Source organism: Nonomuraea sp. CA-218870, from assembly GCF_050936535.1.
Classification (GTDB): domain Bacteria; phylum Actinomycetota; class Actinomycetes; order Streptosporangiales; family Streptosporangiaceae; genus Nonomuraea; species Nonomuraea corallina.
On the sequence record NZ_JBNJMN010000001.1, the window covers coordinates 1,144,056 to 1,167,433 of the forward strand.

At 64.4% G+C, this 23,378-nt stretch carries 21 protein-coding genes and 1 tRNA gene; 7 read left to right on the forward strand and 15 right to left on the reverse strand.

All coding sequences use genetic code 11. The features are described from left to right. Positions 1 to 35 precede the first annotated feature (35 nt). Entirely contained in the window at positions 36 to 2,549 is a 2,514-nt protein-coding gene (locus tag ACQEUU_RS05785) for a molybdopterin-dependent oxidoreductase (protein WP_433061281.1), read from the forward strand. Beyond that, positions 2,546 to 3,427: an FAD binding domain-containing protein gene (locus ACQEUU_RS05790; protein ID WP_433061284.1), complete on the forward strand. Its 882-nt coding sequence runs from the start codon at positions 2,546 to 2,548 to the stop codon at positions 3,425 to 3,427. Before ACQEUU_RS05785 ends, ACQEUU_RS05790 begins: the two co-directional genes overlap by 4 nt. 72 nt (positions 3,428 to 3,499) lie before the next feature. Here the strand turns inward: ACQEUU_RS05790 and ACQEUU_RS05795 are convergent, their stop codons facing one another. After that, positions 3,500 to 4,000: a YajQ family cyclic di-GMP-binding protein gene (locus ACQEUU_RS05795; protein WP_433061287.1), complete on the reverse strand. Its 501-nt coding sequence runs from the start codon at positions 3,998 to 4,000 to the stop codon at positions 3,500 to 3,502. 229 nt (positions 4,001 to 4,229) lie between these two features. On the opposite strand from ACQEUU_RS05795, the gene ACQEUU_RS05800 reads away from it, so the two are divergent. Beyond that, a tRNA-Tyr gene (locus tag ACQEUU_RS05800) sits at positions 4,230 to 4,314 on the forward strand. A gap of 218 nt (positions 4,315 to 4,532) precedes the next feature. Here ACQEUU_RS05800 and ACQEUU_RS05805 read toward each other — a convergent pair. The 12 genes from ACQEUU_RS05805 to ACQEUU_RS05860 all read right to left on the reverse strand — a co-directional run bounded on the left by ACQEUU_RS05805 (position 4,533) and on the right by ACQEUU_RS05860 (position 12,144). Then, entirely contained in the window at positions 4,533 to 5,897 is a 1,365-nt protein-coding gene (locus ACQEUU_RS05805; protein ID WP_433061290.1) for a tyrosine-type recombinase/integrase, read from the reverse strand. Further along, on the reverse strand, positions 5,894 to 6,085 hold the full coding sequence (locus ACQEUU_RS05810; RefSeq protein ID WP_433061292.1) for a helix-turn-helix transcriptional regulator: 192 nt from the start codon (positions 6,083 to 6,085) through the stop codon (positions 5,894 to 5,896). Before ACQEUU_RS05810 ends, ACQEUU_RS05805 begins: the two co-directional genes overlap by 4 nt. Next, on the reverse strand, positions 6,082 to 7,689 hold the full coding sequence (locus tag ACQEUU_RS05815) for a replication initiator (RefSeq protein WP_433061295.1): 1,608 nt from the start codon (positions 7,687 to 7,689) through the stop codon (positions 6,082 to 6,084). The genes ACQEUU_RS05810 and ACQEUU_RS05815 overlap by 4 nt, the downstream gene beginning before the upstream one ends. After that, positions 7,686 to 7,838, reverse strand: coding sequence for a hypothetical protein (locus tag ACQEUU_RS05820; RefSeq protein ID WP_433061298.1), 153 nt, complete (start codon positions 7,836 to 7,838; stop codon positions 7,686 to 7,688). Before ACQEUU_RS05820 ends, ACQEUU_RS05815 begins: the two co-directional genes overlap by 4 nt. Then, on the reverse strand, positions 7,831 to 8,031 hold the full coding sequence (locus ACQEUU_RS05825; RefSeq protein ID WP_433061301.1) for a hypothetical protein: 201 nt from the start codon (positions 8,029 to 8,031) through the stop codon (positions 7,831 to 7,833). The genes ACQEUU_RS05820 and ACQEUU_RS05825 overlap by 8 nt, the downstream gene beginning before the upstream one ends. Beyond that, positions 8,028 to 9,446 carry an FtsK/SpoIIIE domain-containing protein gene (locus tag ACQEUU_RS05830; protein ID WP_433061304.1) on the reverse strand — a complete coding sequence of 473 codons (1,419 nt, stop codon included), beginning with the start codon at positions 9,444 to 9,446 and terminating at the stop codon, positions 8,028 to 8,030. The genes ACQEUU_RS05825 and ACQEUU_RS05830 overlap by 4 nt, the downstream gene beginning before the upstream one ends. 89 nt (positions 9,447 to 9,535) lie before the next feature. After that, positions 9,536 to 9,847, reverse strand: coding sequence for a hypothetical protein (locus tag ACQEUU_RS05835; RefSeq protein WP_433061306.1), 312 nt, complete (start codon positions 9,845 to 9,847; stop codon positions 9,536 to 9,538). Then, the gene (locus ACQEUU_RS05840; protein ID WP_433061309.1) at positions 9,844 to 10,257 is read right to left on the reverse strand and encodes a plasmid replication, integration and excision activator; all 414 of its coding nucleotides are present in this window, start codon (positions 10,255 to 10,257) and stop codon (positions 9,844 to 9,846) included. The genes ACQEUU_RS05835 and ACQEUU_RS05840 overlap by 4 nt, the downstream gene beginning before the upstream one ends. A gap of 123 nt (positions 10,258 to 10,380) precedes the next feature. Continuing rightward, positions 10,381 to 11,097, reverse strand: a complete 717-nt coding sequence (locus ACQEUU_RS05845) for a GntR family transcriptional regulator (RefSeq protein ID WP_433061312.1) — start codon at positions 11,095 to 11,097, stop codon at positions 10,381 to 10,383. Between the two features lie 104 nt (positions 11,098 to 11,201). After that, on the reverse strand, positions 11,202 to 11,639 hold the full coding sequence (locus ACQEUU_RS05850) for a hypothetical protein (protein WP_433061315.1): 438 nt from the start codon (positions 11,637 to 11,639) through the stop codon (positions 11,202 to 11,204). After that, complete coding sequence (locus ACQEUU_RS05855) at positions 11,636 to 11,971, reverse strand: hypothetical protein (RefSeq protein ID WP_433061318.1); 336 nt, start codon at positions 11,969 to 11,971, stop codon at positions 11,636 to 11,638. The genes ACQEUU_RS05850 and ACQEUU_RS05855 overlap by 4 nt, the downstream gene beginning before the upstream one ends. Beyond that, positions 11,968 to 12,144, reverse strand: a complete 177-nt coding sequence (locus ACQEUU_RS05860) for a hypothetical protein (protein WP_433061321.1) — start codon at positions 12,142 to 12,144, stop codon at positions 11,968 to 11,970. Before ACQEUU_RS05860 ends, ACQEUU_RS05855 begins: the two co-directional genes overlap by 4 nt. A gap of 355 nt (positions 12,145 to 12,499) precedes the next feature. Here ACQEUU_RS05860 and ACQEUU_RS05865 point away from each other — a divergent pair, with 355 nt between their 5' ends. After that, a complete protein-coding gene (locus tag ACQEUU_RS05865) occupies positions 12,500 to 13,717 on the forward strand; it encodes an XRE family transcriptional regulator (protein WP_433061324.1) in 1,218 nt (405 codons plus the stop codon). Here ACQEUU_RS05865 and ACQEUU_RS05870 read toward each other — a convergent pair. After that, positions 13,695 to 14,258, reverse strand: coding sequence for an NUDIX hydrolase (locus ACQEUU_RS05870; RefSeq protein ID WP_433061327.1), 564 nt, complete (start codon positions 14,256 to 14,258; stop codon positions 13,695 to 13,697). The two genes, ACQEUU_RS05865 and ACQEUU_RS05870, sit on opposite strands and share 23 nt — an antisense overlap. A gap of 540 nt (positions 14,259 to 14,798) precedes the next feature. Between ACQEUU_RS05870 and ACQEUU_RS05875 the strand changes: the two genes are divergently transcribed. The 3 genes from ACQEUU_RS05875 to ACQEUU_RS05885 all read left to right on the forward strand — a co-directional run bounded on the left by ACQEUU_RS05875 (position 14,799) and on the right by ACQEUU_RS05885 (position 20,585). Continuing rightward, positions 14,799 to 15,353: a hypothetical protein gene (locus ACQEUU_RS05875; RefSeq protein WP_433061329.1), complete on the forward strand. Its 555-nt coding sequence runs from the start codon at positions 14,799 to 14,801 to the stop codon at positions 15,351 to 15,353. Between the two features lie 184 nt (positions 15,354 to 15,537). Further along, the gene (locus ACQEUU_RS05880) at positions 15,538 to 16,410 is read left to right on the forward strand and encodes a 5'-methylthioadenosine/S-adenosylhomocysteine nucleosidase (RefSeq protein ID WP_433061332.1); all 873 of its coding nucleotides are present in this window, start codon (positions 15,538 to 15,540) and stop codon (positions 16,408 to 16,410) included. 1,040 nt (positions 16,411 to 17,450) lie between these two features. Further along, complete coding sequence (locus tag ACQEUU_RS05885; RefSeq protein ID WP_433061334.1) at positions 17,451 to 20,585, forward strand: hypothetical protein; 3,135 nt, start codon at positions 17,451 to 17,453, stop codon at positions 20,583 to 20,585. Between the two features lie 845 nt (positions 20,586 to 21,430). On the opposite strand, the gene ACQEUU_RS05890 is transcribed toward ACQEUU_RS05885, so the two are convergent. Further along, entirely contained in the window at positions 21,431 to 22,123 is a 693-nt protein-coding gene (locus ACQEUU_RS05890) for a hypothetical protein (protein ID WP_433061337.1), read from the reverse strand. Between the last annotated feature and the right edge of the window lie 1,255 nt (positions 22,124 to 23,378).

Genomic DNA, 23,378 nt, shown 5'->3' on the forward strand with positions numbered 1-23,378 from the left:
ACAACCGATGGTTGACGTCGTCAGCAGGAGCGAACATGAAAATCATGGTGAACGGCGAGCCCGGCGAGGTGGACGCCGGCCCCGACGACGTGGTGGTGGACATCCTGCGCGACGGCCTCGGGCTCACCGGGACCAAGGCGGTCTGCCGTACCGGGGTCTGCGGCGCGTGCACGGTTACGGTGGACGGCACGCCGCAGGTGAGCTGCCTGCTGCCGGCCACCGCCGTCGAAGGACGCGCGATCGTCACCGCAGAAGGACTCGACCATCCGGTGCAGCGGGCGTTCGCCGCCCACGACGGCCTCCAGTGCGGCTACTGCACGCCGGGCTTCGTGGTGGAGGCCGCCGCGTTCGTCGACGCCTGGCGCGAGGAGCACGGCGACGTCGCGCCGCCCCGCGAACGGGTCGCCGCCGCCATGGCCGGACACCTGTGCCGCTGCGGCGCGTACGCGGGGATCTACTCCGCGATCGAGGCCGCCTGCCGGGGCGAGCACGACACCGGCCCCGCGACCCCCGTCCGGGTCGAGGCCGTCGAGAAGGTCACCGGCCGCGCCCGCTACACCACCGACATCCGGCACGAAGGCCAGCGGGAAGGCGTCATCATCCGCTCGACCAGGGCGCACGCCCGGATCACCTCGGTCGACGCCGGCGGCGCGACCATGGTCGACCTGCTGCCGCCCGACCGGACCGTCCGCTACGCCGGCCAGCCGATCGCCGCCGTCGCCGCGCCGACGCGCCGGGAGGCGCTGGCCGCCGCCGGAGCCGCCAGGATCGGCTACGACCCGCTTCCCGCCGCGCTCGACGACGCGCCCGACGCCCCGCCGGTCTACGACGAGCGGAGCAGGAAGAACGCCCCGTCCTCCGGCGAAGGCCTCACCCTGCCCGGCGCCTGGAACGGCAACGTGCGCGGGCCGTTCACCCGGGCGAGCCGCCGCGGCGGCACCGCGGCCGGACGCATCGACCAGGCCCGGAGGCGGGGCGACCCCCTCCTGGTGACCGGCACGTACACCACCGCCGTGCAGGTCCACACCCCGCTGGAGCCGCACGCCTGCGTGGCCCGCTGGGACGAACGGGGAGACCTCCACCTGCACCTGTCCACCCAGGCGGTGGCCGACGTCGCCGAGAAGGCGGCCAAACGCTGGAAACTGGACCCCGGCCGGGTGCACGTCGCCGCCGAGCACGTCGGCGGCGGCTTCGGCGCCAAGGCCGGGCTCACCGTGGAAACGGTCGCCGCGGTCGAGCTCGCCCGCGCCTGCGGAGCCCCGGTGCGCGTCGTGCTCAGCCGCGCCGAGGAACTCACCGACGCCGGCAACCGGCCGGGAACCAGGACCGACATCGCCCTGCTCGCCGACGCGAAAGGCGACCTGTCGGCCCTCGCCGTGGACACGCACGGCCGCGGCGGCGTGGCCGTCAGCTCCGCCGTCGCCCTGCTCGCCCGTCTCATGTACGGCACCGCGCCCCGGCGGCTGCGCGACTTCGACGTCGTCACCAACGAGCCGCCGGGCACGCCGTTCCGCGGCCCCGGCGCCCCGCCCCTGCTCTGGGCCCTGGAACAGGCCGTCGACGAGATGGCCCACCGCCTGGAGGAGGACCCGATCGCGCTGCGCCGCCGCTGGGACGGCAACCCCAAGCGGCACGCCCTCTACGACCGGGCCGCGACACTGCCTCTCTGGCTGGACAGGCCCCGCACCGGCGCCCCGACCGGCCGCTTCCGCCGCGGCGTCGGCGTGGCCGCCGCCAACTGGATCTACGGGGTCAACCCCGGCACCGAGGTCGAACTGGAGATGGAAGGCGACGTGGTGGTCGCCCGCACCGCCACGCAGGACATCGGCACCGGCATCCGCAGCGTCATCGCCGGAGTCCTGCGCGACGAACTCGGCCTGCCGCCCGACCGGATCCGCGTCGAGATCGGCACCTCCGACACCGTCCCCGGGCCGGCGTCCCTCGGCAGCCGCACCACCACCTCGGTGGCGCCCGCCGTACGGGACGCCGCCCGCCGGCTGCGCGCCCAGGGGATGACGCCCGGCGCCAAGGTCGTCGGCAGGCGGCGGCGCGACCGCGGCGGCTACGTGACCCCCTTCGCGATGCAGGGCATGGCGGTCGGCCGCGGCTTCAGCGGCGCCGTCCACATCACCGAGGTCGAGGTCGACACCCGCCTCGGCACCGTCAGGCCGCTGCGCGTCTGGGGCGGCATCGCGGCCGGCCGCATCTACGCCGAACGCCCCGCCCGCAACCAGTGCGAAGGCGGCATCATCCAGGGCATCGGCTACGCCCTGTACGAGGAACGCCACGTCGACCCCGTCACCGGCACCGTACTGACCGCCAACCTGGAGGACTACCGCATCCCCGGCATCGGCGACACCCCCGAGATGACCATCCACTTCCACCAGGACGGCTGGGACCACGTCAACGGCCGCGGCGTCGGCCTGGGCGAGGTCTCCACGATCGGCGTCGCCGCCTCCGTCGCCAACGCCGTGCACAACGCCACCGGCTGGCGCCCCCACGACCTGCCCATCCGCCCCGACCGGCTGCTCGAAGGGATCGACACGTGACCCTCCTGGACAATCTCCCGCCCGGCGAGCTCCGCGCCGGCGGCACCGACCTGATGAGCCGCCCCGGGACCGGACCGTACGTGGACCTCGGAGGGCTGCCCGACCTGTCGGGCGTGACCTGGCAGCCGGACGGCTCCGCCAGCATCGGCGCGCTGACCACGATCGCCCAGCTCGCCCGCGACGAACGGCTCCGCGCCGCCTACCCCGCGCTGACCCTGACGGCGGAGGCGCTGGCCACCCCGCAGATCCGGGCGGTGGCGACCCTCGGCGGCAACCTGCTGCAGCGCAACCGCTGCTGGTACTACCGCAACCCCGCCTTCTCCTGCCACCAGAACGGCGGCGACTCCTGCCCGGCCCGCGCCGGCCTCAGCCTCTACTCCGCCGTGATCGACACCAGCCCGTGCCTCGCCCCGCACCCGTCCTCCATGGCGATGGCGCTGCTGGCCTACGACGCCACGGTCGAGGTGCATGGCAGGGACCCGTTCGTGGTGGGCGAGCTGTACGGCTCCGACCCCACCCGTGACCATCTGCTCGACCCCGGGGAGATTCTCCTGGCGGTCCACCTGCCGCCGCCCGTGGCCGGCGAACGGGCCGCGTACCACCGGGCCACCAGCCGGTCCGAGGCCGAATGGCCGCTGGTCGAGGCCGTGGCGCGGGTCGTACCCGGCGGCACGGTGGCCGTGTGCGCCGGCGGAGTCGCCCGCGTCCCGCTCCGGCTGCCCGAGGTGGAAGAGGCGGTCATGGCCGGCGAACCCCTGGACACGGCGGCAGGCCGGGCCGCGGCCAGATGCACGCCGACGAGCACGAACGGGTACAAGGTGGCGCTGCTGACAGCCACGGTGCTGGAAGTCCTGGAACAGGCCGCGACCCCGTCCTGACAGACCGGCGGGATGGCCGGGGGCACGACACGCCCGTCACGTGCCCCGGCCACCGCACTCCACCACGCCAGGTCAGCGGTAGTTGACGAACTGCAGGGCGATGTCGAGATCCTTGCCCTTGAGCAGGGAGATGACCTCCTGCAGGTCATCCTTCTTCTTCGAGCTGACCCGCAGCTCCTCGCCCTGGATCTGCGCCTTGATGCCCTTCGGCCCCTCGTCGCGGATCAGCTTGGAGATCTTCTTCGCGTGCTCCTGGTCGATGCCCTCCTTCAGGGCCACCAGCATCTTGTACTCCTTGCCGGACAGCTTGGGCTCGCCCGCGTCGAGGATCTTCAGCGAGAGACCCCGCTTGATGACCTTCTCCTTGAACACGTCCAGCGCGGCGCCCGCCCTCTCCTCGCTGTTGGCCTTGATCTCGATATGGTCCTGGCCGGACCAACTGATGGCCGCTCCCGTACCCTTGAAGTCGAAGCGGTGCCCGATCTCCTTGACGGTCTGGTTGAGCGCGTTATCGACCTCCTGCCGGTCGATCTTGCTCACGATGTCGAACGATGAATCGGCCAAAGCACACATCCTCTCAGCTGCGTCAGCACTGGTGAGCGTCCGCCTCCGAACGCACCCCAGCGAGCGAGCCTAGCCAGCATCGCCGCCCCGTGCAGGATCCGCCTCCGGCCCTTGTAGACCGGGGGCTGACCTCGGCGAGGCGGTGATCGATACGGAGGGGGTGCCGGGACAAACCGGTGTCACGTGCACTGCAGAAGTCCGCTATTCTTCTGTCTGTCGCCGCGAGAGCGGAAGACACGGCAGGTTGCCCGAGTGGCCAAAGGGAGCGGTCTGTAAAACCGTCGGCTCAGCCTACGCAAGTTCGAACCTTGCACCTGCCACCAGCAGTAGCTGCAGGTCAGAGGCCCTTCGGGGCCTCTTCTGCGTTTCAGGGGTATGCAGCCAGATGCCGCTCTGAGCGGCCGTTTGTCGCTGGTCACGCAATATACGCGCAATGATCTTTAGGGTGTTTCCCCAGGTCGGAGCGGGCTTTTCGCGAGACGGGTGCCCCTGGAACGCGATCGGGCCCCGGAGATCATCCGAGGCCCGAAGTGGCGGTGTGTCATGCTGCCAACGCGTCGTCTATTCGCCGATTCGCGATCTCTTGCTGGCCGTCGACGCACTTGGCGTAGACGCGGAGGAGAACGTCAACGCTGTGCCCCGCCCGCTCGGCGACTTCAGGAGCCGGTACGCCCGCGTTCAGCCAGAGCGAGACGGCCGCGTGGCGAAGGTCGTACGGTCGGCGGGCGAGGGGAGAGGCGACCTGGGCGGGGGTCAGGGCCAGCTTCCGCGCCTCCTGCCATACCTCGGTGTAGGCCGTCGAGGCGACCACCCCGCCACGCTCGCTCTGGAATAGCCGGCCATCCGGCCCGAGCCCGAACTCGGCGATGTGAGCCCGGATTATCTTGACCAAGGCCGGTGGGATGGGCACGGGCCGGACATCATCCCGGCCGCGATGCTTGAGCCCGCGTTCCTCGTGGGCATCGCCGGTGTCCGTCCACTGAGTGTTGACCTCCGGCCGGGAGACGTCGATGAGGAGACGTCCCCACCCTGACGCAGGAAGATCGCAGTCGTCCATGCGCAGGGCGATCACCTCGGCGGGCCGGAGGGCGGCGTAGTACATGCACGCGAACAGGGCCATGAGGCGCCTGCCACGTCCCCGCCTGCCGACATAGGTCACCGCGGTCAGGAGCTCTTGAGCCTGCCGAGGGTTGACCACAATCCGGGGGTCTACTGTCTCCGTTGTCTTCGGCGGCTTCCACTTGATCCGGTGCAGTGGATTTGCCGAAAGCTCCTCCAACTCCACGGCGTACTCCAACACCGCGTGCAGCACGGCGCGCTTACGCCGAACGGTGTTTGCGCCAGCCGCCTTGCCGTCGAGCCGAAGAGCTATCGCGTCGAGTGCCAGCCGTACGGTCTTCGCCTCGCCGAGGTCGGCCAGGTCGAGCGATGCGCCTTCCAGCCACCGAATCGCCCGCTGCATGTCGGCAGGAGGGACGGGACGTTTCCCTTCAGGGAGGAGCGCGTACTTGCGCAGGGCCGTGCGCAGCACCTCGGCGTCAGGACGGCCGGGCTTGTCCTTCACGAGTGCCGGGAGCGCTGTCGCGAGCGCGTCAGACATGCTGTCGCGGCTCTTGGCCGCCATATGCGGCCATTTCATCTCGACATAGGCCCTGACGAAGTCGAGGACCGTCCGAGCGCTCTTGGCCTGAATCATGGAGAGCGGAAGACCCGTCTCCATGTCGAACGGCTCCCCGCGCTTGGCCGCCTGCCGTAGATCCGACAGCAGGTTCTCGGCGTGCGCCTTGGTTCGGAGCGTTTTCGACTTCTGACGGCCGCCGACCTTCCACCGGACGACATAGGACGGCGTCTTACTCGACTCGTTCCGCGTGATCGCCCAGAACTTCACGTCATAGGAGGTGTTCACGCGGCCTCCCGCAGGCTCTCAAGCCACGCGGTGAACTCGCTCCGGTAGATACGGAGTTCGCCGTTGGGCAGCTTGAAGCCCTCTGGTGCCTTGCCGATCGCGCGCCAGCGGTAGAAGGTGCGGCGGGAGACTCCGCCGAGTTCTTCGAGGACCTGGGCGACGGTGAGGAGTTCGTCCCGCCTGCTCATGCCGCCCTCCCTGTCTGCTCAGTTGCCGAAAGATCTCGTCCGGCCGCTCTGACCTCCAGCTCTCTGAGGTGGGCGCGCCATCGTTGGCGTTCGGCCACGGTGCGCAGGAGGCGTACGGCGAGGGGAGGCACGTTGGCGTCTCCGGCCGGGACGGGCCGCCAGATGTAGCGGTGTGGGTCGGTCGGTTCGGTGGCCTGGCCGAGGGCTTCCAGAACCCAGGTACGACGGTCCTGCTTGTGCTCAGCGAGGGTCTTGTTCGACCACTTACGGGAGACCAGCACGCGACGGCCCGCGTAGCCCAGATGTTCGGGCTTGTGCGCCTTGGAGCGGCAGCGGCCGGGGGCCATGCCCGGCTTGGCGTTCTTGGGCTGTACGCCGTAGCGGAGCCAGTTCGGGCAAGTCGGCGAGCAGGGCTCGTAACGCAGTGCGTCGACCATGCGGGCGGCGTGCTCGCGCTGGGCCTGGCCGCCGTCGAGGGTCTCGCCGATGGACTTGGTCAGGTACTTGGACAGATACCGGATGCACTGGTCAGCGTCCGGCGTACCGGCGAGAACACCTTGCACGTCCACCTGATCGCCGAAGCGCAGCACGTGGAGGGGCTCGGCGTCCTCGTCCAGGGCGTCGAGGGCCTCGTCCCAGGTGGGCAGGACCTCGCCGGTAGCCGCGTCGAGGTAGCCGGCCTCCTCGTCCCAGACGGGCAGGTGTTCGCCATCGAAGATGACCTGGTCGATCGGAGGCCACCACACCTGGTGATAGGTAGCCGCTGCGATCTGCTTGATCTCCGCACGCGGGAGGGTGCCCCGGAGCGCCATGTGCAGGTGCGGAGCCAGCCTCTTCTGAGGTTCGACAGCGGCGAAGTACTGCACGTCATAACCCGCCACCCGGCGAAGGTTCTGCACGAACCGATCCACCAGCTTGGAGAAGTGCAGCGCGTCCCGAGCCGCCCGCGCATAGTCGTAGGTCTCAGGATCGACCGGGACGCCGTCGCGGACCCTGCCATAGGAGGGCAGGGTGAGCGTGACGAACAGCGACGGTCGATAGACCTTGCCGTCCGAACCGGTGAACGTCCGACCGAGCGTCGTGTTGACCATCTTCCGCCGGGGCAGGTCCGGCGCGTCCTGCCGCCGCCGAGTGGATCGGGTGCGCTTGGCCGTGGTCCGGCCGAGGACATGGCCACGCATCCCAGCCGCGTTTATCTCGTCATCCAGGCCAGACAGGACCGCGTCCAGGTCGGTGGTGTCGTCCCCGGCCTGCTCGGCGGCGTCCCGGCGGGCTTGCATGTCGGCGCGGAACTCGACCAGCCAGCGTTGTTCGTCGTTCGGCTCGTCCGGCGTGATGGCCGGTTCCTGGTCGAGGTGCCAGCCCTCCCGGCACTGCGCCATACGGAGTTGCCGGTTGCGCTTGGCGCACGGCGGGCAGACGGCCTCCATCGTGGCCCCGCAAGGCACGTCGATGATCTCGCTCTGCCCGGTGGTGGTGTCGAGCCGCTTGAGCGCGACGGGGCGGATGCACACGCCGTGCTGCTTGGCAACCTCCAGAGCGACATCACGCGCCCACGGCATCCGCAGCCGCTCAGCCCGGGGGAGAGCGCGATCGTAGGTCATGCTTCCTCCTCGGTGTCGACGGCGATGAGCGCCCCCTGGCCGCACTCGCGGCACTCGACAGTTCCGGGAACCAGGTCGAGCCAGAGCGTGTTGTCAGCGAGGCAGGAGGAGCAGCGCAGCCCTTCCAGCAGGTAAGCGAGGTCACGCATCGCTGTTCACCTCCGTTTCGGTCAGATCGGCGCACAGCCGGTGCAGGCCCTCGTACGGGTTGGTGACGACGCGGGCGTGGTGCAGTTCGAAGACCCGCATGCGCGGCAGATCACGAGCCGTGAGCAGGACCATCAGCGAGCGGCCCGCCACCAGGTCGAGTTCGTCGGCGGTGCCGTGGAAGCAGACCCTCATGCCGCCCTCCCGAAGGCGTCAGCCATGGCGCGGATGTCTGAGTCGGAGACGTACGCGGCACGGACCCGGATCGGCTCAGGCGAGGTTTCCAGCCGGACGTATCCGACTCCCGCCCCCAGCTCCGGGACGGGGGAGATGCGATCGGCCAGCGCGCCCCGGTCACGTGCACCGTCGCCGAGGACCATGTCCACCTGCTCGGACTCGTCCAGGCGGAGGGCGATCTTGTCGGGGAACAGGTTGCGGATGTTCATGACCTCTTTGCGCGGGTCCTGGAGCGCAGCCAGGACGCCGACGCCCACCGCGCGGCCCTGGGTGGTGAGCGTCGCGAGTGCGGCGGAGATACGTTGCCGGAGTTGGCGGTCGGTCTGGTACGCGGTCAGGAACGCCACCTCATCGACCACGATCAGGACGAATGGGTCCTGGACGGTGGGCGTGTGGGAGCGCTGGAGCCCGGCGAACCGCGCGGCCCGCTTCTGCATGACAGCGACAGCATCGTCCAGCAGATCGGCGCACTCTTCCGGAGTGGCGGCGTACCGGGAGCCGAACAGGGCGCGGCCGTAGGAGAGTTCCATGAGCTTGGGGTCCAGCGCCCACAGCTCCACCAGGCCCTCCGCCGCAGCGGGGAGAAGCCCGCGGATCGCAGACCACAGGATCGAGCCCTTGCCGGCCCCGGTTGCGCCCGCGACCAGGACATGGGTGCCGTGGACCTTGAGCCGCCACGGTTGCCCGTCTTCCTGCTTGCCCACCTCGATCGCATCGACGGTGGCCACGTCGGGCAGCGGGAGCGCAGGCATCGGGACCGCCAGCGGGTCATGACGCGGAAACGTCAGGGTGAGCCGCCCGGCCTTGGACAGCGCGACGCGGCACGAGGCGGCGCCGAAGCCCTGAGCGAGGTGGTCGAGGCGATCGGCCCAGTCCTTGACCGCCTGCCCTTTGAGCATGCGCACGGTGATTAGGTCGGCCCACGGGGTGCAGGTGACCTTGCCGAGGCGAGGCAGATAGTCCCGCCCACGGATGTGCCTGCCGAGCCCGGAGACGATCATCACGGGTTGCCAGTGCCGCCGGTAGATCCAGATCAGCCGCCACCAGGCTTGCAGCCGACGCCCGACCAGCCGGACGAACGACTCCCGGTCCGTCAGGGCCCAGGCGGACAGCCCGACCGGGATGGGTGCGGTCAGCAGAAGCGCGGTCTGCCAGCCGTACAGGAGCGTGAGCACGCCGGGAGCGACCACGACAAGCACGGCGACGGGATGCCGCCAGGTCATCCGGACCAGCCCGGCCAGGCTCCGGCCGATCAGGATCATCAGTGTGAGGATCGCGGGCGTGGTGACGACGGCCGGGCGGAAGACGACGGCCGTGTCCGGCGTGGTGGTGACGAGGTCGCGTGCCTGGTCACCGGGAAGGCGCTTGAACATAAGCTGGACACCTCCTCATTGATGTGGAAGTCAGGGGAGAAAGATCGGGGGCCGCCGGAAGTTGCCGCTTCTGGCGGCCCCGCCTTGCATCAGCCCGCCGCACTCTGGGCGGACTCGGCCGACTGTTCGGTGTGCAGGCGCTCGCAGTCGGCCAGGTAGCGAGCGGCAGCGGCGAAGATCTCGCGGGCGGTGGACACATCGGCGTCGGTGACCGGTCCGGCCCCGGTGGTGGAGATGTGCACGTTCGCGTCGCGGGAGCAGATCTCCAGGTACGGCCTCACGTTGTTGAACAGCAGCCCGGCGCTGACCCGCAGGCCCGGCGTGTGGAATGCGATGGCCAGACGAGGCGCGGCGTCAGGCTGCATCGTCAGGGTGACGTAGGTGTACGGGCCGGAGCTCACGCCGCCGCCTCCTTACCGGCGGGCGCCTGCTGCTTGGGCCGAGCGGGCTTCATCCCGGTGGCCCGGTAGGAGTAGGCCAGCCGCCCGGCCTGGTTCACATACGGCGTGACGGTCATGCCGGTGAACTCGACCGGCGCGATCGGCAGACCGGCCAGCGCGGGCGGCGGAACGGGTTCGACCTCGGACAGGATCTTGACCGCGATCGTCTTCTGCCCGGCCTTGAGGGTCGGGTCGCCGTCCATGACGGGGACCTGCCAGATCGGCTCACCGGTGGTCTTGTCCCGGGCGAAGACGGTCTTGCCGCCGGTCGAGGCTTCGAAGTTCTTGACCTGCTCGACCTGGCCGACGAGGAAGCAACCGTGCGGGAACGCCTGCTCGAAACCGATCGGGATGGGGCCTTGGATGGCCATGGGTATTCCTCCTTTCAACGGGGACGGCTCTTCATTCGCTCGTCCACTTGTCCGCATGAGTTGAAGAGTAGGTGATCGCAACTCGTCCGCACAAGTGGACGGGCGGTAAGGGGCGGGTAAGAGTTAGCTCACCTTGAAGACATCTTCGAGTTCGTGCAGGCTCCCGGGCAGGGCCAGGCTGACCGCCATCAGCACGTTGCCGGCCGGATCGTGCACGGTGGCCAGCACGCCGAGGACGGGATTGGACGACCCGAGCAACTCGACTTCCTCGGGGGTGGGCGTGCGCGCGCTGACGCGTTCGGTGATGTGGTCGAAACGCAGGTGCTTGACGGCCTGGAGGTGCTGGCGGACGCCGCGCCGCAAGGGCTCGGGCTTGTCCAGGTCAGTGCCGATCGCGTGTTCCAGCGGCACCCAGATCTGTTCCACGGCTGAGATCACATCGGCCTGGCGGGCTACCCGCTTGCGCGCGATCACCGGGGTTCCCTCGACGACGCCCAGCAACCGCGCGATATGACGGGGAGCGGGGACGCGCCCGGCCTCCAGCACGGCATCGCCACTCTCGCCCTGCTCGGCACTGGTCAAGCTCGGGCGTACGCGATCAACCGCGCTCTCGGGACGGCCTTTCACAAACGACCCGCGGCCGTGTTCACGCTCAATCCAGCCCTGCATAGCTAGGGTCTGGAGAGCACGTACCACGGTTGTCCGGCCGACGCCGAGTTCGCGCACAAGCTGGGTCTCGGACGGCAGCATGTCACCGGGGGAGTACTCGCCCGATTCGATCCGCTCTTGGATCGTCCGCATGACCTGCACGTATTTGGGTGGAGCGAAATCCATACCCATGTCAACCGCCCATTCACTCTTCCACTTGTGCGCATAAGCACAGTACCGGCTGAGGCAACGGCTGTCAGTGGGCCGCATTCAAAGGCCAGCAGGATGTAACCGACTCACAAGCCGAAGTGTCGCAAGCAGACGGGGCAAGCCTTGGGCACTTTCGGCGAGAAGGGCACCGACCAGCCGCACACCGGCAGAGGCTCGGCCGGCGAGAAGCACACCCCCATCGCAGTCCTCGGTTGCACGGCATGGAACACGATCGCCCCATGGCTCTTCGACCACCCGGTTACGAAGTCCGGGGCACGTTCCACCGCGACCGGTTCCTCCAGATCGAGGTCATCCCATCGCAGCGGCCAACACTGCACGCGGCCGGGCAGTTCGTCGGGATCGTCGTCAAGCTTGACCAGCGCCGTGGTTCCGTTGCGCAGCACCGCCACCACCACGCCTTCACGGCCGATCAGCGCCGAGGCATGCGCACGAGTGAACGCGTGACTGTGGAAGGTGCTGACGATCGAGGCCCGGTAGCCGATCCGGGAACTCGCCCACCTCACAACGGCTCCGCCGAGGTACCCAGCGGGACAGAGCCGATCGGGGGTTGCTGGGAGCGGAGTTCGGCGTAACGCATCGCGATCCGCCGAGCAGCCCGGAACGGATCACTGACCGGATGCCAGGCGTAGATGACCCGGTGACGTTCGGCATTCCAGCCGGTGCGCCACCAAAAGCGCGCGCCGTCGCACCAGACGACCAGCCCGACCCAGACCGATACCAACGCGAGCCCGTATCCATCGTGAACGTCGGAGTCGATGCCGTTGCTCCGCAGCACATCCTGGAGCACTTCGGCGGACTCGCACGGGTCCATGACGACGATCGCAGGCGAGATCATGCGCTCACCCGCTCAAACCGCACGGACCCGGCCGGATCCACGGAAGCCCGGAAGATCTCGCGTTGTGTCCAGGCGTTCTCACCGGCGCCGAAGTCATAGAACTTGTGCCGGATGATGCCGCAAATAGCCGACTCGCCCGGCATACCACGCATCGCCGTACGCAGCTCGTCCATAGCGGTGGCCTGGAATGCGCTCCACCCGCTCGGGCCAGGGGTTTCCCCGTTGTCGGCCTGAATGCGGATTTCCCACTCGAAACCCTCGCGCGGCATCTCAACGAGACCGGGGCAGTAAAGGCAGTCCTCTTGAGCGGAGGCGGCCAGCCCAGGCCAGAGGCCGTCACGTGGCCGCGCCGGGTGACGATCTTCCACCCGCGACCGTCGCACTCGGTACATCTCACTGGCGTTGTCATGCCGGACAGCATGAGGGCCGATACTTTTCAGACCTATCTCACGCTGATATAGCACGAGCGCATATAGGCTCGGCGTTATCGCACGTCATCATCCCGGCATCGCGAGTCGGAGGTCCGGAATGCAAAATGGCGCGTTTGATCCAATAGAGCTACCCGCATCCGTATGGGATCGGGACGAAACGCGGGAAATCCTCAAGAAACGTGACATCGCGGCACTCTTCGGCCTCGCACGCAAGTACGGGGCGAGCCAGGTACGCATGGGCACCGCCACCGGCCTGGGACAGCCGCGCGTCAACAAGATCCTCAACGGCGGCAACACGGTCAAGGAACTCGCCGTCATCGAACGCATCGCCGCCGGCCTCCGCCTGCCCGACCACGCCCGCATCCTGCTCGGCCTGGCCCCGCTCAACGGAGCATCACCTAGCGACGACCACGACGACGAGCACGACCAGCAGGCCCGCGACCTGGCCGACCTGTTGGACAGCGCCGCCACCATCGACCCCACCATGGTCATGATCCTGCGCACCGACACCAACAACCTGCGCCTGTTGGACCGCCGTCTCGGGGGAGTGGCCATCGCCGACAAGATGCGCGCCCAGATCTCCCAGATCCAGCGCGCCCACCGCCACGCCGTACGCCCCGGCATCCGCGCCGAGCTGGCTCACCTGCTCGCCGAGACCGCTTCATTGGCCGGATGGCAGGCCATCAACGCCCTGGCTCTCAACGACGCCTGGCACCACTACGAGCAAGCCAAGGCCGCCGCCCACGAAGCGGACGATCCCGCCGTCCTGGCCTACGTCTCCGGCGAACAGGCATACGTCCTCATGGACTTGGGCCGCCCCGCCGAAGCCGCGGAACTTCTCCAGCACATCCACGCCACCCACCGAGACCGCGTCCCCGCCCGCCTTCGCACCTGGCTCGCCTCAGCCGAAGCGGAAGCCGCAGCGATCCTCGGCGACGAGACCGCCTGCCGTCGCGCGCTCGACCAGGCCGCAGCCGTCCTGCCGGAAGGCGACAGTGACCCGGAGATGCCTTACCTGTCCATCAACGCGCACCACTTCGCCCGCTGGCGCGGAAGCTGCCTGCTCCGCTTCGGCGATCCCGGCACCGTCGAAGACCTCCGCTCGGCGCTGGCCGGAATGGACGGCACCTACAACCGCGCCGAGGCAGGTGTCCGCTGCGATCTCGGACACGCTCTCCTGGCGGCCGGCGACCCCGAAGCGGCCCAGCCCCACATTCACCGCGCACAGCAGTTGGCTGCTATGACGGGTTGCAGGCGCCAGCGGCGCCGCATTGATGAGCTCGCCAAGGCCGTCAACCGCGCGCTCGGCCGTTGAGCCATACCTGGGCCTGGAGTACCCCGATCAGCGTGCCCGATGTCCAGATGTCGCCGCGGGCGATCATGCCGGGGATCTCCGCCATCGGGATCCACTCGATGCGGTCGGCTTCCACTTCACCCTCAGGCTTGCCTACCAGTTCGGCCCCGCGCCCGACGAACAGGATGTGCTCGGAGTCGACCATGCCGGCCATCGGCTGATACGACACCAGAGGCTCAAGGCTCTTGGGCCGGTATCCGGTCTCCTCCTCCACCTCGCGCAGAGCGGTCACCCCCGGGTTCTCGCCGGCCTCGATCAGCCCGCCGGGAAGCTCCCACCCCCACCGATCGAACACGAACCGATGCCGCCACATCAAAAGGACGCGGTCTTGCTCGTCCAAGACGACAGCGATCGCGGCCCGGTCGAGATGCACCACGTGATGCTCGAACCGCTCACCGCCAGGGATCTCTACGTCGGCCAGCGCCAGCCGGATCCACCGGTTGTCGTAGACCAGTCGTTCCCCGTGCACCAGCCAGCGCGTCAGCTCAGCGTCATCGCCCACACCGCGAAGCTACCGCCTTCCCTATCCGAGGTACATGGCTTCCAGTCTGCGCCGTAGCAGAAGCAGGAAGCTCGTCCCAAGCGCACGACACTCGCGCCGATTCGTAGCCCGCAAGCTCAGTCTCATCCCCGTCACGTCGGGTGCCACTACGGGCACGCCGCAGGGCGCAGGGATGTCGGGGACCAGGTTCTGAGTAGCATTACATCACGCTACGCATTGATTTTTATCAGCCGAACGATCAGCGCACTATCACGTGGAATCTTGTCGTGGTCAAACGGCTATAGCCAAACAGGCGACACCACGGCCGGTAGGCGATATTAGGCAGCTGAAACGCTGGCGCAGCAATAACGTTCTTCCGCAATCCAGGCGAGGCAGAATAAAGCCCTCTTGTCGCTGCCCCCATGGAGTGTCTCCGATCGGTAGACGTGGCGGCCTGCAAACGTCTATTCTGTGCACGGCTACAGGCGCAGGCGTCTCGATAGTAGATAGCTGCGTTATGTGTGCAGCCACTGGTTGACACCTGAGAGTTATGGGACCCTGATGTCTGCGACACCCGAAATTTCGAAAGCCCAATTGCTTCTGGTTGAGTATCAGGCCTTAAAAGACGAACAAAAGGCTCGCATTGGGTTCCGTGACAACCTGCTTTATGTGACACTTGGGGCGGTTGTCACGGCCTTGATAGCAAGTAAACAGCTTGATATTGCATCGGCTCTCCTCGCTTTGCCCGTGATATGCCTTATTCTCGGCTGGACCTACGTTGCGAACGATGAGAAAATCTCGGCGATAGGACGATACGTTCGCGGTACTTTGGCACCTAAGTTGGCCGCCTTGATGCCTGCAGGCACGTCTGATTCCGAACTGTTTGCATGGGAGAGCTTTCATCGGACGGATAGGCGGAGAAAGGCTCGTAAAGTCTTCCAATGTGCAGTTGATTTGACATGCTTCTGCTTGATACCGCTTGCAGCGATCGTGGGATATTGGTCTTCTCCAGAGCCCGCAAGCCTGTTGGTCGTTACTTCTCTGGCTGAGTTGATAGCGATCCTTCTTCTTGGCTGGCAGGTGCTGGTTTATGCACGAGCGCACTTCGAGGACTGACACGTGTATCCACTACGGCACCATGCGGTGATCTATCACGTTCCGTGCTTGACCAGCTGCGTAACGTAGCTATGAGGCGGGCAGTGAATCGTGCCAGGCAAGTAGTTGCCGGGGCTAGGATGGACGCACGTCGGCGGATCTAGCATGGGGTGCAGACATGCCAGCTGAGGGTGGGATCGTAGTTGTGCTGACAGCACTGCCGCTGGAGTACCAGGCCATCCGCCGGCATCTGGAGAAGGTGCAAAGGGAAGACCATCCTTCTGGCACCCGCTTCGAGATCGGGCTGCTGCCTAATACGCCCTGGCAAGTAGCCATTGCTAGAACGGGAGAGGGTAACGCCTCTGCCGCTGTTATCGCCGAGCGCGCGCACACGAGCTTCAAGCCGCAGGCGCTCTTCTTCGCAGGAGTTGCCGGCTCCCTCAAAGCAGACGTTCAGATCGACGACGTGGTCGTAGCTACGAAGGTCTATGACTACCAGGGTGCCAAGGAGACAGCCGAAGGAAAACTGGCGCGCCCGAGGGCATGGGAAGCGTCTCACTGGCTCGAGCAGGCCGCTGCCGCAGCCCTTGGTGACGAACGATGGTGGCACCGAGTCCCGCCAGAAATGCGCGCACAACGAGCGTCATTGAGGTCGCCGAAAGTGCATTTCAAACCTATCGCAGCCGGGGACGTCCTACTCGCAGATGCTGCAGGTCCTACCGCGCAGCTTCTGAAGGCGATCTACAACGATGCAGTGGCGATTGAGATGGAAGGCGCTGGCATCTCAAAAGCTGCTCATATTGGCGGCGGAGTGCCCGCACTCGTCGTACGAGGCATCAGTGATATGGCCGACGGTGGGAAGAGCGCCGCTGATGCCGCTGGGTCCCAGGAACGTGCCGCAGCTAATGCGGCAGCAGCGGTTAGTGCCATAATCGCTGATCTGATTCCCCGTAAAACGAGCAAAACGGCTAATTCTACTTCGGCGAATGCTCAAGCATCCATCAAGGGGCCATCTGGGGACCATATCGACTTTCGAGGAAGTACCTTCTATGGGCCAGTAGTAGGCAAGAAGGAATAGCGGCTCAACGCAGCGGGGCCAGCCTAGTTCTCTGGAGTCCAAGGATGGGCAAAGTCTTCGGCATAGCCGTTCCGCGGCTACTTCGAATCCGCGCAAAGGCGGATCCCGCGGGAGATACCTTCCCTGTGGACTCGGATGGATTCCTCCCGGAGGGGTGGTCCCTATTCGCGGCGAGGTCCGGGGTATCAGTAGCAGACCTTGTCACCCCTGAGGAGGTAATAAAGGACGGGGTCATGGTACTGCTGGGCGAACCAGGATGCGGTAAGACTACTGTGCTGCGCAGTCTGCTCGGTGGATTGTCGCCCGCTGAAGATCCCGACCCTTATGCTGTGGACAGATATATCTGGGTGAATGGATACGAGGTGACAGAGTTCTCATATGAAGAACTCCTGGGTCGCTTCCTTGTCACGCCCGCTGACCTCTCGCGTGAACAGGAATCCGCAGCTTCGGGACTGCAAGGGACTGCCACAGCACGAACAAGTCGTCTAACGGTAGTGATAGACCAGCTGGACGAAAGTCCCATATTGCGGCAACTGCCAGGCAAATTGGATCGTTCGCTGAAGGGGCGTAAGTCTGCAGATCTCCGGTTCATGATTGCATGTCGAACTGCTGATTACCCTCCCCATTTGACTGACGTTCTGCGCAAGCACTTTGATGACTGCCCATTGGCTGACCTTGCACCATTGACACGGACTGACGCAGTCCGGCTCGCTGACAGCGCAGGCGTTGACGGGACCAGCTTGATATCGGCTGCAATCTCTGTGCAGGCTGGCGTCCTGGCAAGTGTCCCGCTGACTCTGGAATTGCTGGTTACCCTATACAAAGACAAAGGTACTTTGACCGGGACGCCTCGTGAGCTCTTCGAACAAGGGGTGAGGCTTCTTGTCCAGGAACATAGCACTGAGCGTCCTGTGACAACGACAACATCTCCTGCGCAGCAGTTGGTGGTCGCCGGGCGTATTGCCGCGCGGATGTTGCTCTCTGGCCGACGTACTTTGTGGCGTGGAAGGGGACCGCAAGCCGTTAGCAGAAGGCATGATTTGGATCTTGATCTTGCCATGATAGCTGGAGGAAATGAGGAGACGGCTCCTGGACAGTCTTTTGCGATAACAGATCCGATAGTCAATGAAGTGCTCCGTTCAGGGCTATTCGTTGCCTATGACGATTCACGAGTACTATTTAGGCACTCGTCAATAGCGGCTTTTCTCGCAGCAGCTTACATCGTGAAGCGTAAGGTAGACGGAGATCGTCTGGCTTCGCTGTTTCTAGTCAAATCCCCAGACGATGACGAGAATTCCATTATCCCCACGCCCTTGCGCGAGACTGCAGCATGGCTAGTGGCGCTTGACCCAAACAACACTGAGTGGCTCGCGTCGGCAGATGCCGAGAGCCTTGCAGTCCATAGTGCTCTCGTGCAGTCCGATCGGATTCGAGAGTTGATTGTGTCTCGACTACTAGCCAGAGCAGGTGATGTCGAAGTAAGTAGCGCCGCCTGGTATTACAGGCACTGGGATCTTAAGCATCCAGGCCTATCAGGACAATTGGTCGCTGCGCTTGAAGTAGAACCTGGAAATGTAGTCGCTAGCTGGGACGAGCGCGCTCGTATTCGCGTTGCTCTACGCCTTGCTCAAGAATGCCCAACCCCTGAATTGACCACACCGCTGCTCGGCATTATGCAGGACGACAGGTGGCCTTATCCTGAGCGGCTCTTGGCAACGACGGCAGCATTTGATGGCTCTCCAGATGAGTGTGTAGCGCCGCTCCGGCAACTGCTCGTCAAGCTTGAAGATGCCGAGTACGCGTCACGTATGGATCCGAATGATGAGTTGCGTGGCACTGCGCTGTCTCTACTCTGGCCGGATTATGTCGATATCAAGGATCTACTCGGCTGGGTGACGACTCCTCAGAACGAGGCCATGATAGGAGCATATTCTCGCTTTCTTCGCACGATGGCTGACTCGTGTTCTGATGAGGATATTTATGATGTCTTGCAGTGGCTGAACAAGATCTACGAAGGCGCACAAACTTCCATCACTCCAAAACTGTCTGCGACGGATGACGAATCTGGGGAGGCACAGGAGTACCGCAGTTTGCGTGTTGGCCCTAGGTTGTTCTCGCGTGGCAGTTCAACAGAGCAGCTTTTTGATGCAAGCATAAATCGGGCCCTGACGTTACAAAACGTCGACAAGTGCCTGCCGTTGATGGCATCAGTGATTGTTCGAAGACTGCAAGAGTATGAACCTATGCACATGCCGGCGGTCCTGGATGAGACCGCTTTGGAGGACCAGGAAAAGGACAAAGCTGTCTCACTCAGGCGCGCCCTGCTAGTTGCTCTAGTTCGAGCTGCCGCTGATTCCAGTGAACACAGGCAGCACATGGTTTGGGCGATAGTCAACGAGTGGAAGAGAAGTCCATCCTTTTCATGGTCGTCAGATCAAAGTGTCGAGACACTTCGACGTTCGAGGTTGGCTGACCCATCTGACTTCGAATGGGTACTTGCGCAGGCCCATACTGCTGATGCAGCAGGTGACGTGGAAGTGGCGGACCTGTTTGGTCGCATTGCTTCATTTCTGTTCAACAGAGAAGACCGGTATCACTTTGAGCTCGCTTATGATCATCGACGGAATCCAGCTTGGCCGTACATTGAGTGGTTTTATAGCGGTATAGACATCGATAGCGACCTAGCCAGGGCCTGGCGAAGGAATCATGAGGCTAACCGACGTCCTGAGTGGCCTCAGTCGGCTAACTTTCTTAACAGTTTGCGCGACGAGTTCCAAGCGGCGAAAGGGGGGAATACAACGAGCTTCTGGAGGTTGCTATGGTTCCTTCAGATTGATCCCAGGACTGGTGAGGGACAAGTACGCTTCGATGATGACTTCTTGTCGTGGCCTGGCACGGAGATCTTTGACTCGGGCGATCGTGCCGACCTCATAGCCACGTCTCATTATTATCTGGACCATGAGTGCGATCATGGAAGTGACTGGCTGGGTCACTTGACTATCGACAAACGTGCCCGGGCCGGTTACCTCGCACTTGCGCTTCTGTGCCGCGACGGCGAATTGGCGCGTCTGTCGCGGGACAGGTGGGCACGATGGACAGCCGCTGTCCTTGGAGTCCGTCTGTCTAGTCCTGGAGAAGCAGGTAACAGTATTCGGCCAACCTTGCTGAGGGAAGCCGCGGTAAACGCTGCACGGGAGTTTGCGCTTGATTTTTGCCGTCAGGTTAGAGTTGAAGCGTCCCAAGGCCAACATACCTGGGATGTGCAGCTCTTGGATCCATCGTGGTCAAGGGAGCTTGCCGCTGCAATGGAGTGCCTTGCGTGTGACCTGACTGAGGCCCTGATATCGAGTGTACTCAGTGAGGGGGACGCCAAGCCCAGTCTCGAATATCCCCATACCCATGTAGGCGATGGCCGTATTGAACTGCCCTCAACGCCTGAAGCTCGCACAGCAGCGGCCCGTGTTCTGTCGGATCTGCTTGGCTTGCTCGCAGCTAATGGCAGCATGTTGGTCGGTGCGACAGCGGAGTACGTTTTTGACTTCCTGGAAGCGCACCAGCTAAGGGATTTTAGTGCCGCTGTTGTAGTTGCACGCACTCTCCTGTGGTCGGACGCAGCCGCGGCGTGGGAACGAGTCAGGGGCTTTGTCCACGCCTACCCGAACTTTGGGCGTGAGCTGGCGGGATCCTGTGCTACGAGCGACGTTAAGACTATCATCGAAGCCTCGTTGAATGTTGCTCAGCTGGAAGACGTGTATCTGTGGCTTAATTCGCTCTACCCTCAGGATGACCTGGTTTTTGAACTAGGAGCGAGTTGGGGTCGGTCGGACGCGGAGGCCGGTAAGTGGCGAGATGGCGTGGCTAATGCCATCGCCCGCAGAGGTACGGCTGAGGCTATTGCGAGTCTTAAGAGCCTCGTCAATCGCTTTCCTGAGCGACTCGCTCTGAGAGCCTCCCTCGTGCAAGCGAAAGTTGGCTATGCAGAAGCAGGCGCGTCCCGTCCCCTTTATGAGACGATTGTGGCCATGCTGGAGTCTCCGAGCGACCAGAGAGCTGTTTATAACTATTTCGGAGATCATGTTAACTTTAGTAATAGTACGTTTTATGGACCCGTCGTTGGCAAGTATGTAGATGATGCAACTCCTGACTCGGACGGCTGTTCTGGACCGGTGGAGTAGCGATCTGGTCTGTGCTACTTCTGATTTTGTGTCGGAGTGCGACATGAAGAAGATGGCGCCACCGCATCTAAGATGATGTGCAATCGATTTGGTGTTGCCGAATCACTCCTATAGGAATCAAGCGGCGGCGCGGCGCGCCGCCGTACCCCCGGCCCTCCGCCCGCCCGCCGTCCGGGCGTGCGGCCTGGGGGCCGGTCCCGGACGAGGGCGGGGTACCGGGCCGGGCACCGCACGCCTGCCCCGCCGTTCCAACCAGACCCGCCGGCCGGGGTTGCCGCGCCGCCGCACAGATGCAGCTCTCACGATCGCCAGAGCGTGGTTGGTCGCCGTACGTGCTTGGGGGCGATCGACGATCCGTGCTTCGTTTCTCAGCACGGCTCACCGAGCATGTGGGTACACTCCGCAGCCTCGCTGAGGCATATCGACGTCTGCTCACGGTGACGGTTGCATACGGCGGACAGGAATCGCTGGCTGGTCGCGGGTGTGGTATGTCACTGTCCGAGCACCGGGAGTCAAGAGGGTAGGGGAGCATGGCCGGGGTCCGGTGGCAGGAGCGGCGGTTACTGGTGGGTGTGATCGGTTTGGCGGTGGCTGGGGTCGTCTCTGCCGTAGTGACGGCGTTCCAGGTGACGTTCCTTGGGTCGTCGGGGCTGCGGTGGTATTCGTCGCGGTGGTGGCAGTGGTGTTCGGGCTGGTACAGGAGCGCTACAAGCGGACGGGGGGCCGCCGGGACGAGGTGGCGCCGAAGCTACAGGACGGCGCCTTGGTGTTGCCCAGTGGATGGCCGCCTCGCGTATCTGATCTCAATGGATCTGCATAGAGATTGACGGGCGAGGGGATTATTTCTAGTACTCGGGGAGGCGGCGTGTTGCGCGTATGAAGTTATCGAGGGCATTGCTATCCAGGCAGTCCGCGAGCATCTTGGCGGCGTTTTCCAGTTGAGAGAAATGTGTGGGATCCCAGGCAGACAAACGCCTAGTGGCGGAATCGAGGGTTGAAATGATATCGGGGTCGAGAGCGTGGCGTCCTTGAGTGTAGACCTCAGTTAGTTCGTCAATAAGACTGCGGAGGGCTATTGCAGCTTCTCGATCAGACTTTTCGAGTCGTGTGAGTGTTGCCATGATCTTGTTATCTCGGGCCTTCATGCCCTCCGCGACTATCTGCCGCAGGCCGCTAGGGGTCACTTCTCGCAGGCGCTTGAGCGCTTCACTTGGACTTGCCTCTCGTTGCACCTTCCACCTCTGGAGTTTCTCTACCGAGTAGTCCTGGGGGCGCTCTTTATCTATGCGAAGGTGATGCGGTTGGCATAGGAGTATTAGGTTGCGGATATCTCTACGCTGGTCATCAGTCATATTTTTGTCGTATCGCGGACCGTTCGGGTATGCAGCTTTAATATGACATATGAAGCCGGTTACATAGTATTTCCCATCTGCTTCGCGGATGATTGGTTCAGGGCATCCGGGGTAGTAGCATAGGCCGCCACTAAGGTGGGCTAGTCCAGACTTGGTTCCTTGGGTGTAGTCGCGAGGACCTGCCATATGCTCCTCCTTTGTCAGCTGTGTCGGAAGCATAAGCATGTCAACCGACGGATTGCGGCTTAATTACCGTTAAGGTGATAAGGCTCTTGCTGGACTGTCATGAGACTCAATTAGCCAAGGCTAGTGCGCATATCAGTCCATATATATATAAACCGCTCAAAACACTCAAACGATGGCCATCGAGCGCTCAAGGCATCGATCAACTTTGCGGAGTGGTACCGCCCTCACGAGCGCCTGGCTGTGGCTGATCGCCATACGTTACTGGGGATGGTCGACGGTCCAGGCTCCGTTCCTCAGGCCCGGCCCACCGAAGGCGTGGTTAGCCACCGTTCAGGGTGACGGGGGGCGTGCAATATGCGTGCAATGATCAAGGTCGTTGCCAATGGAGAGAGCTACTCTGTCGCAGATCAGGCGCAGTGTGTCGTCGGGAACGGTCACGCCCTGTAAAACCGTCGGCTCAGCCTACGCAAGTTCGAACCTTGCACCTGCCACACGCAGTAAGCGCAGCTCAGAGGCCCTACGGGGCCTCTTCTGCGTTTCAGGGGTCATGCAGCCAGGTGCCCCCGTGAGCGGGCTGTTGTCGCTGGTCCACCAATATGCGTGCAATGATCTTGGCGGCGTTTCCGCTGGTCAGTTCTTGGTCTGCGGTCAATACGCGGCCAAGAACAAGAGCCCCGGTGGTGGCCGGGGCTCTGGGCGGGGTTGAGCTGTGGGTCATGCGGCGAGGGCTTCACGGATCCGCTTGTTCGCGATCTCCCGTTGGCCGTCAATGCACTTGGCATAGACCCTCAGGAGGACATCGACGCTGTGGCCGGCTCGTTCGGCCACGTCCGGAGCTGGCACCCCCGCGTGTGTGATGCTGGTGCCTGGTGAATCCCAGGACATGGCCACCGGCTCGGGGGCGGCATCTCTGCACTCAGGAGACACGCCAGCAGGTCGGCGAGGCCGGCTGCGGTCGGCACCGGTCACTGACGGACTGGCAGCGTGAGATCGGATATCGCCCAACTGGATGTCTCGGGCATACTCCGCCGACGTGACAACTGATTCTCGCGCGCCCCGGCTTCTATCAACGGCACGGCTACGAAGAGACCGGCCGGGCGTTCGGAATCCCCGGCGGGCGCGAGGACGTGCACATGTTCAAATCTCTGACAGGTCCAGCCGAGGCCACATGATCATCGTCTGAGCAGGCTTCGAGGGGGTTGCGGCTGGGCTCTGCCTGGACGTGGCGGGCGGGAAAATCAACTTGATCTCGGGG

Bases quoted from the DNA above. Each gene is read 5' to 3' on its own strand.
- ACQEUU_RS05830 (WP_433061304.1), bottom strand. From the start codon at position 9,446: ATGTTCAAGCGCCTTCCCGGTGACCAGGCACGCGACCTCGTCACCACC.
- ACQEUU_RS05815 (WP_433061295.1), bottom strand. From the start codon at position 7,689: ATGACCTACGATCGCGCTCTCCCCCGGGCTGAGCGGCTGCGGATGCCG.
- ACQEUU_RS05845 (WP_433061312.1), bottom strand. From the start codon at position 11,097: ATGGGTATGGATTTCGCTCCACCCAAATACGTGCAGGTCATGCGGACG.
- ACQEUU_RS05860 (WP_433061321.1), bottom strand. From the start codon at position 12,144: ATGGACGAGCTGCGTACGGCGATGCGTGGTATGCCGGGCGAGTCGGCT.
- ACQEUU_RS05785 (WP_433061281.1), top strand. From the start codon at position 36: ATGAAAATCATGGTGAACGGCGAGCCCGGCGAGGTGGACGCCGGCCCC.
- ACQEUU_RS05820 (WP_433061298.1), bottom strand. From the start codon at position 7,838: ATGCGTGACCTCGCTTACCTGCTGGAAGGGCTGCGCTGCTCCTCCTGC.
- ACQEUU_RS05840 (WP_433061309.1), bottom strand. From the start codon at position 10,257: ATGGCCATCCAAGGCCCCATCCCGATCGGTTTCGAGCAGGCGTTCCCG.
- ACQEUU_RS05890 (WP_433061337.1), bottom strand. From the start codon at position 22,123: ATGGCAGGTCCTCGCGACTACACCCAAGGAACCAAGTCTGGACTAGCC.
- ACQEUU_RS05825 (WP_433061301.1), bottom strand. From the start codon at position 8,031: ATGAGGGTCTGCTTCCACGGCACCGCCGACGAACTCGACCTGGTGGCG.
- ACQEUU_RS05810 (WP_433061292.1), bottom strand. From the start codon at position 6,085: ATGAGCAGGCGGGACGAACTCCTCACCGTCGCCCAGGTCCTCGAAGAA.
- ACQEUU_RS05865 (WP_433061324.1), top strand. From the start codon at position 12,500: ATGCAAAATGGCGCGTTTGATCCAATAGAGCTACCCGCATCCGTATGG.
- ACQEUU_RS05795 (WP_433061287.1), bottom strand. From the start codon at position 4,000: ATGTGTGCTTTGGCCGATTCATCGTTCGACATCGTGAGCAAGATCGAC.
- ACQEUU_RS05855 (WP_433061318.1), bottom strand. From the start codon at position 11,971: ATGATCTCGCCTGCGATCGTCGTCATGGACCCGTGCGAGTCCGCCGAA.
- ACQEUU_RS05875 (WP_433061329.1), top strand. From the start codon at position 14,799: ATGTCTGCGACACCCGAAATTTCGAAAGCCCAATTGCTTCTGGTTGAG.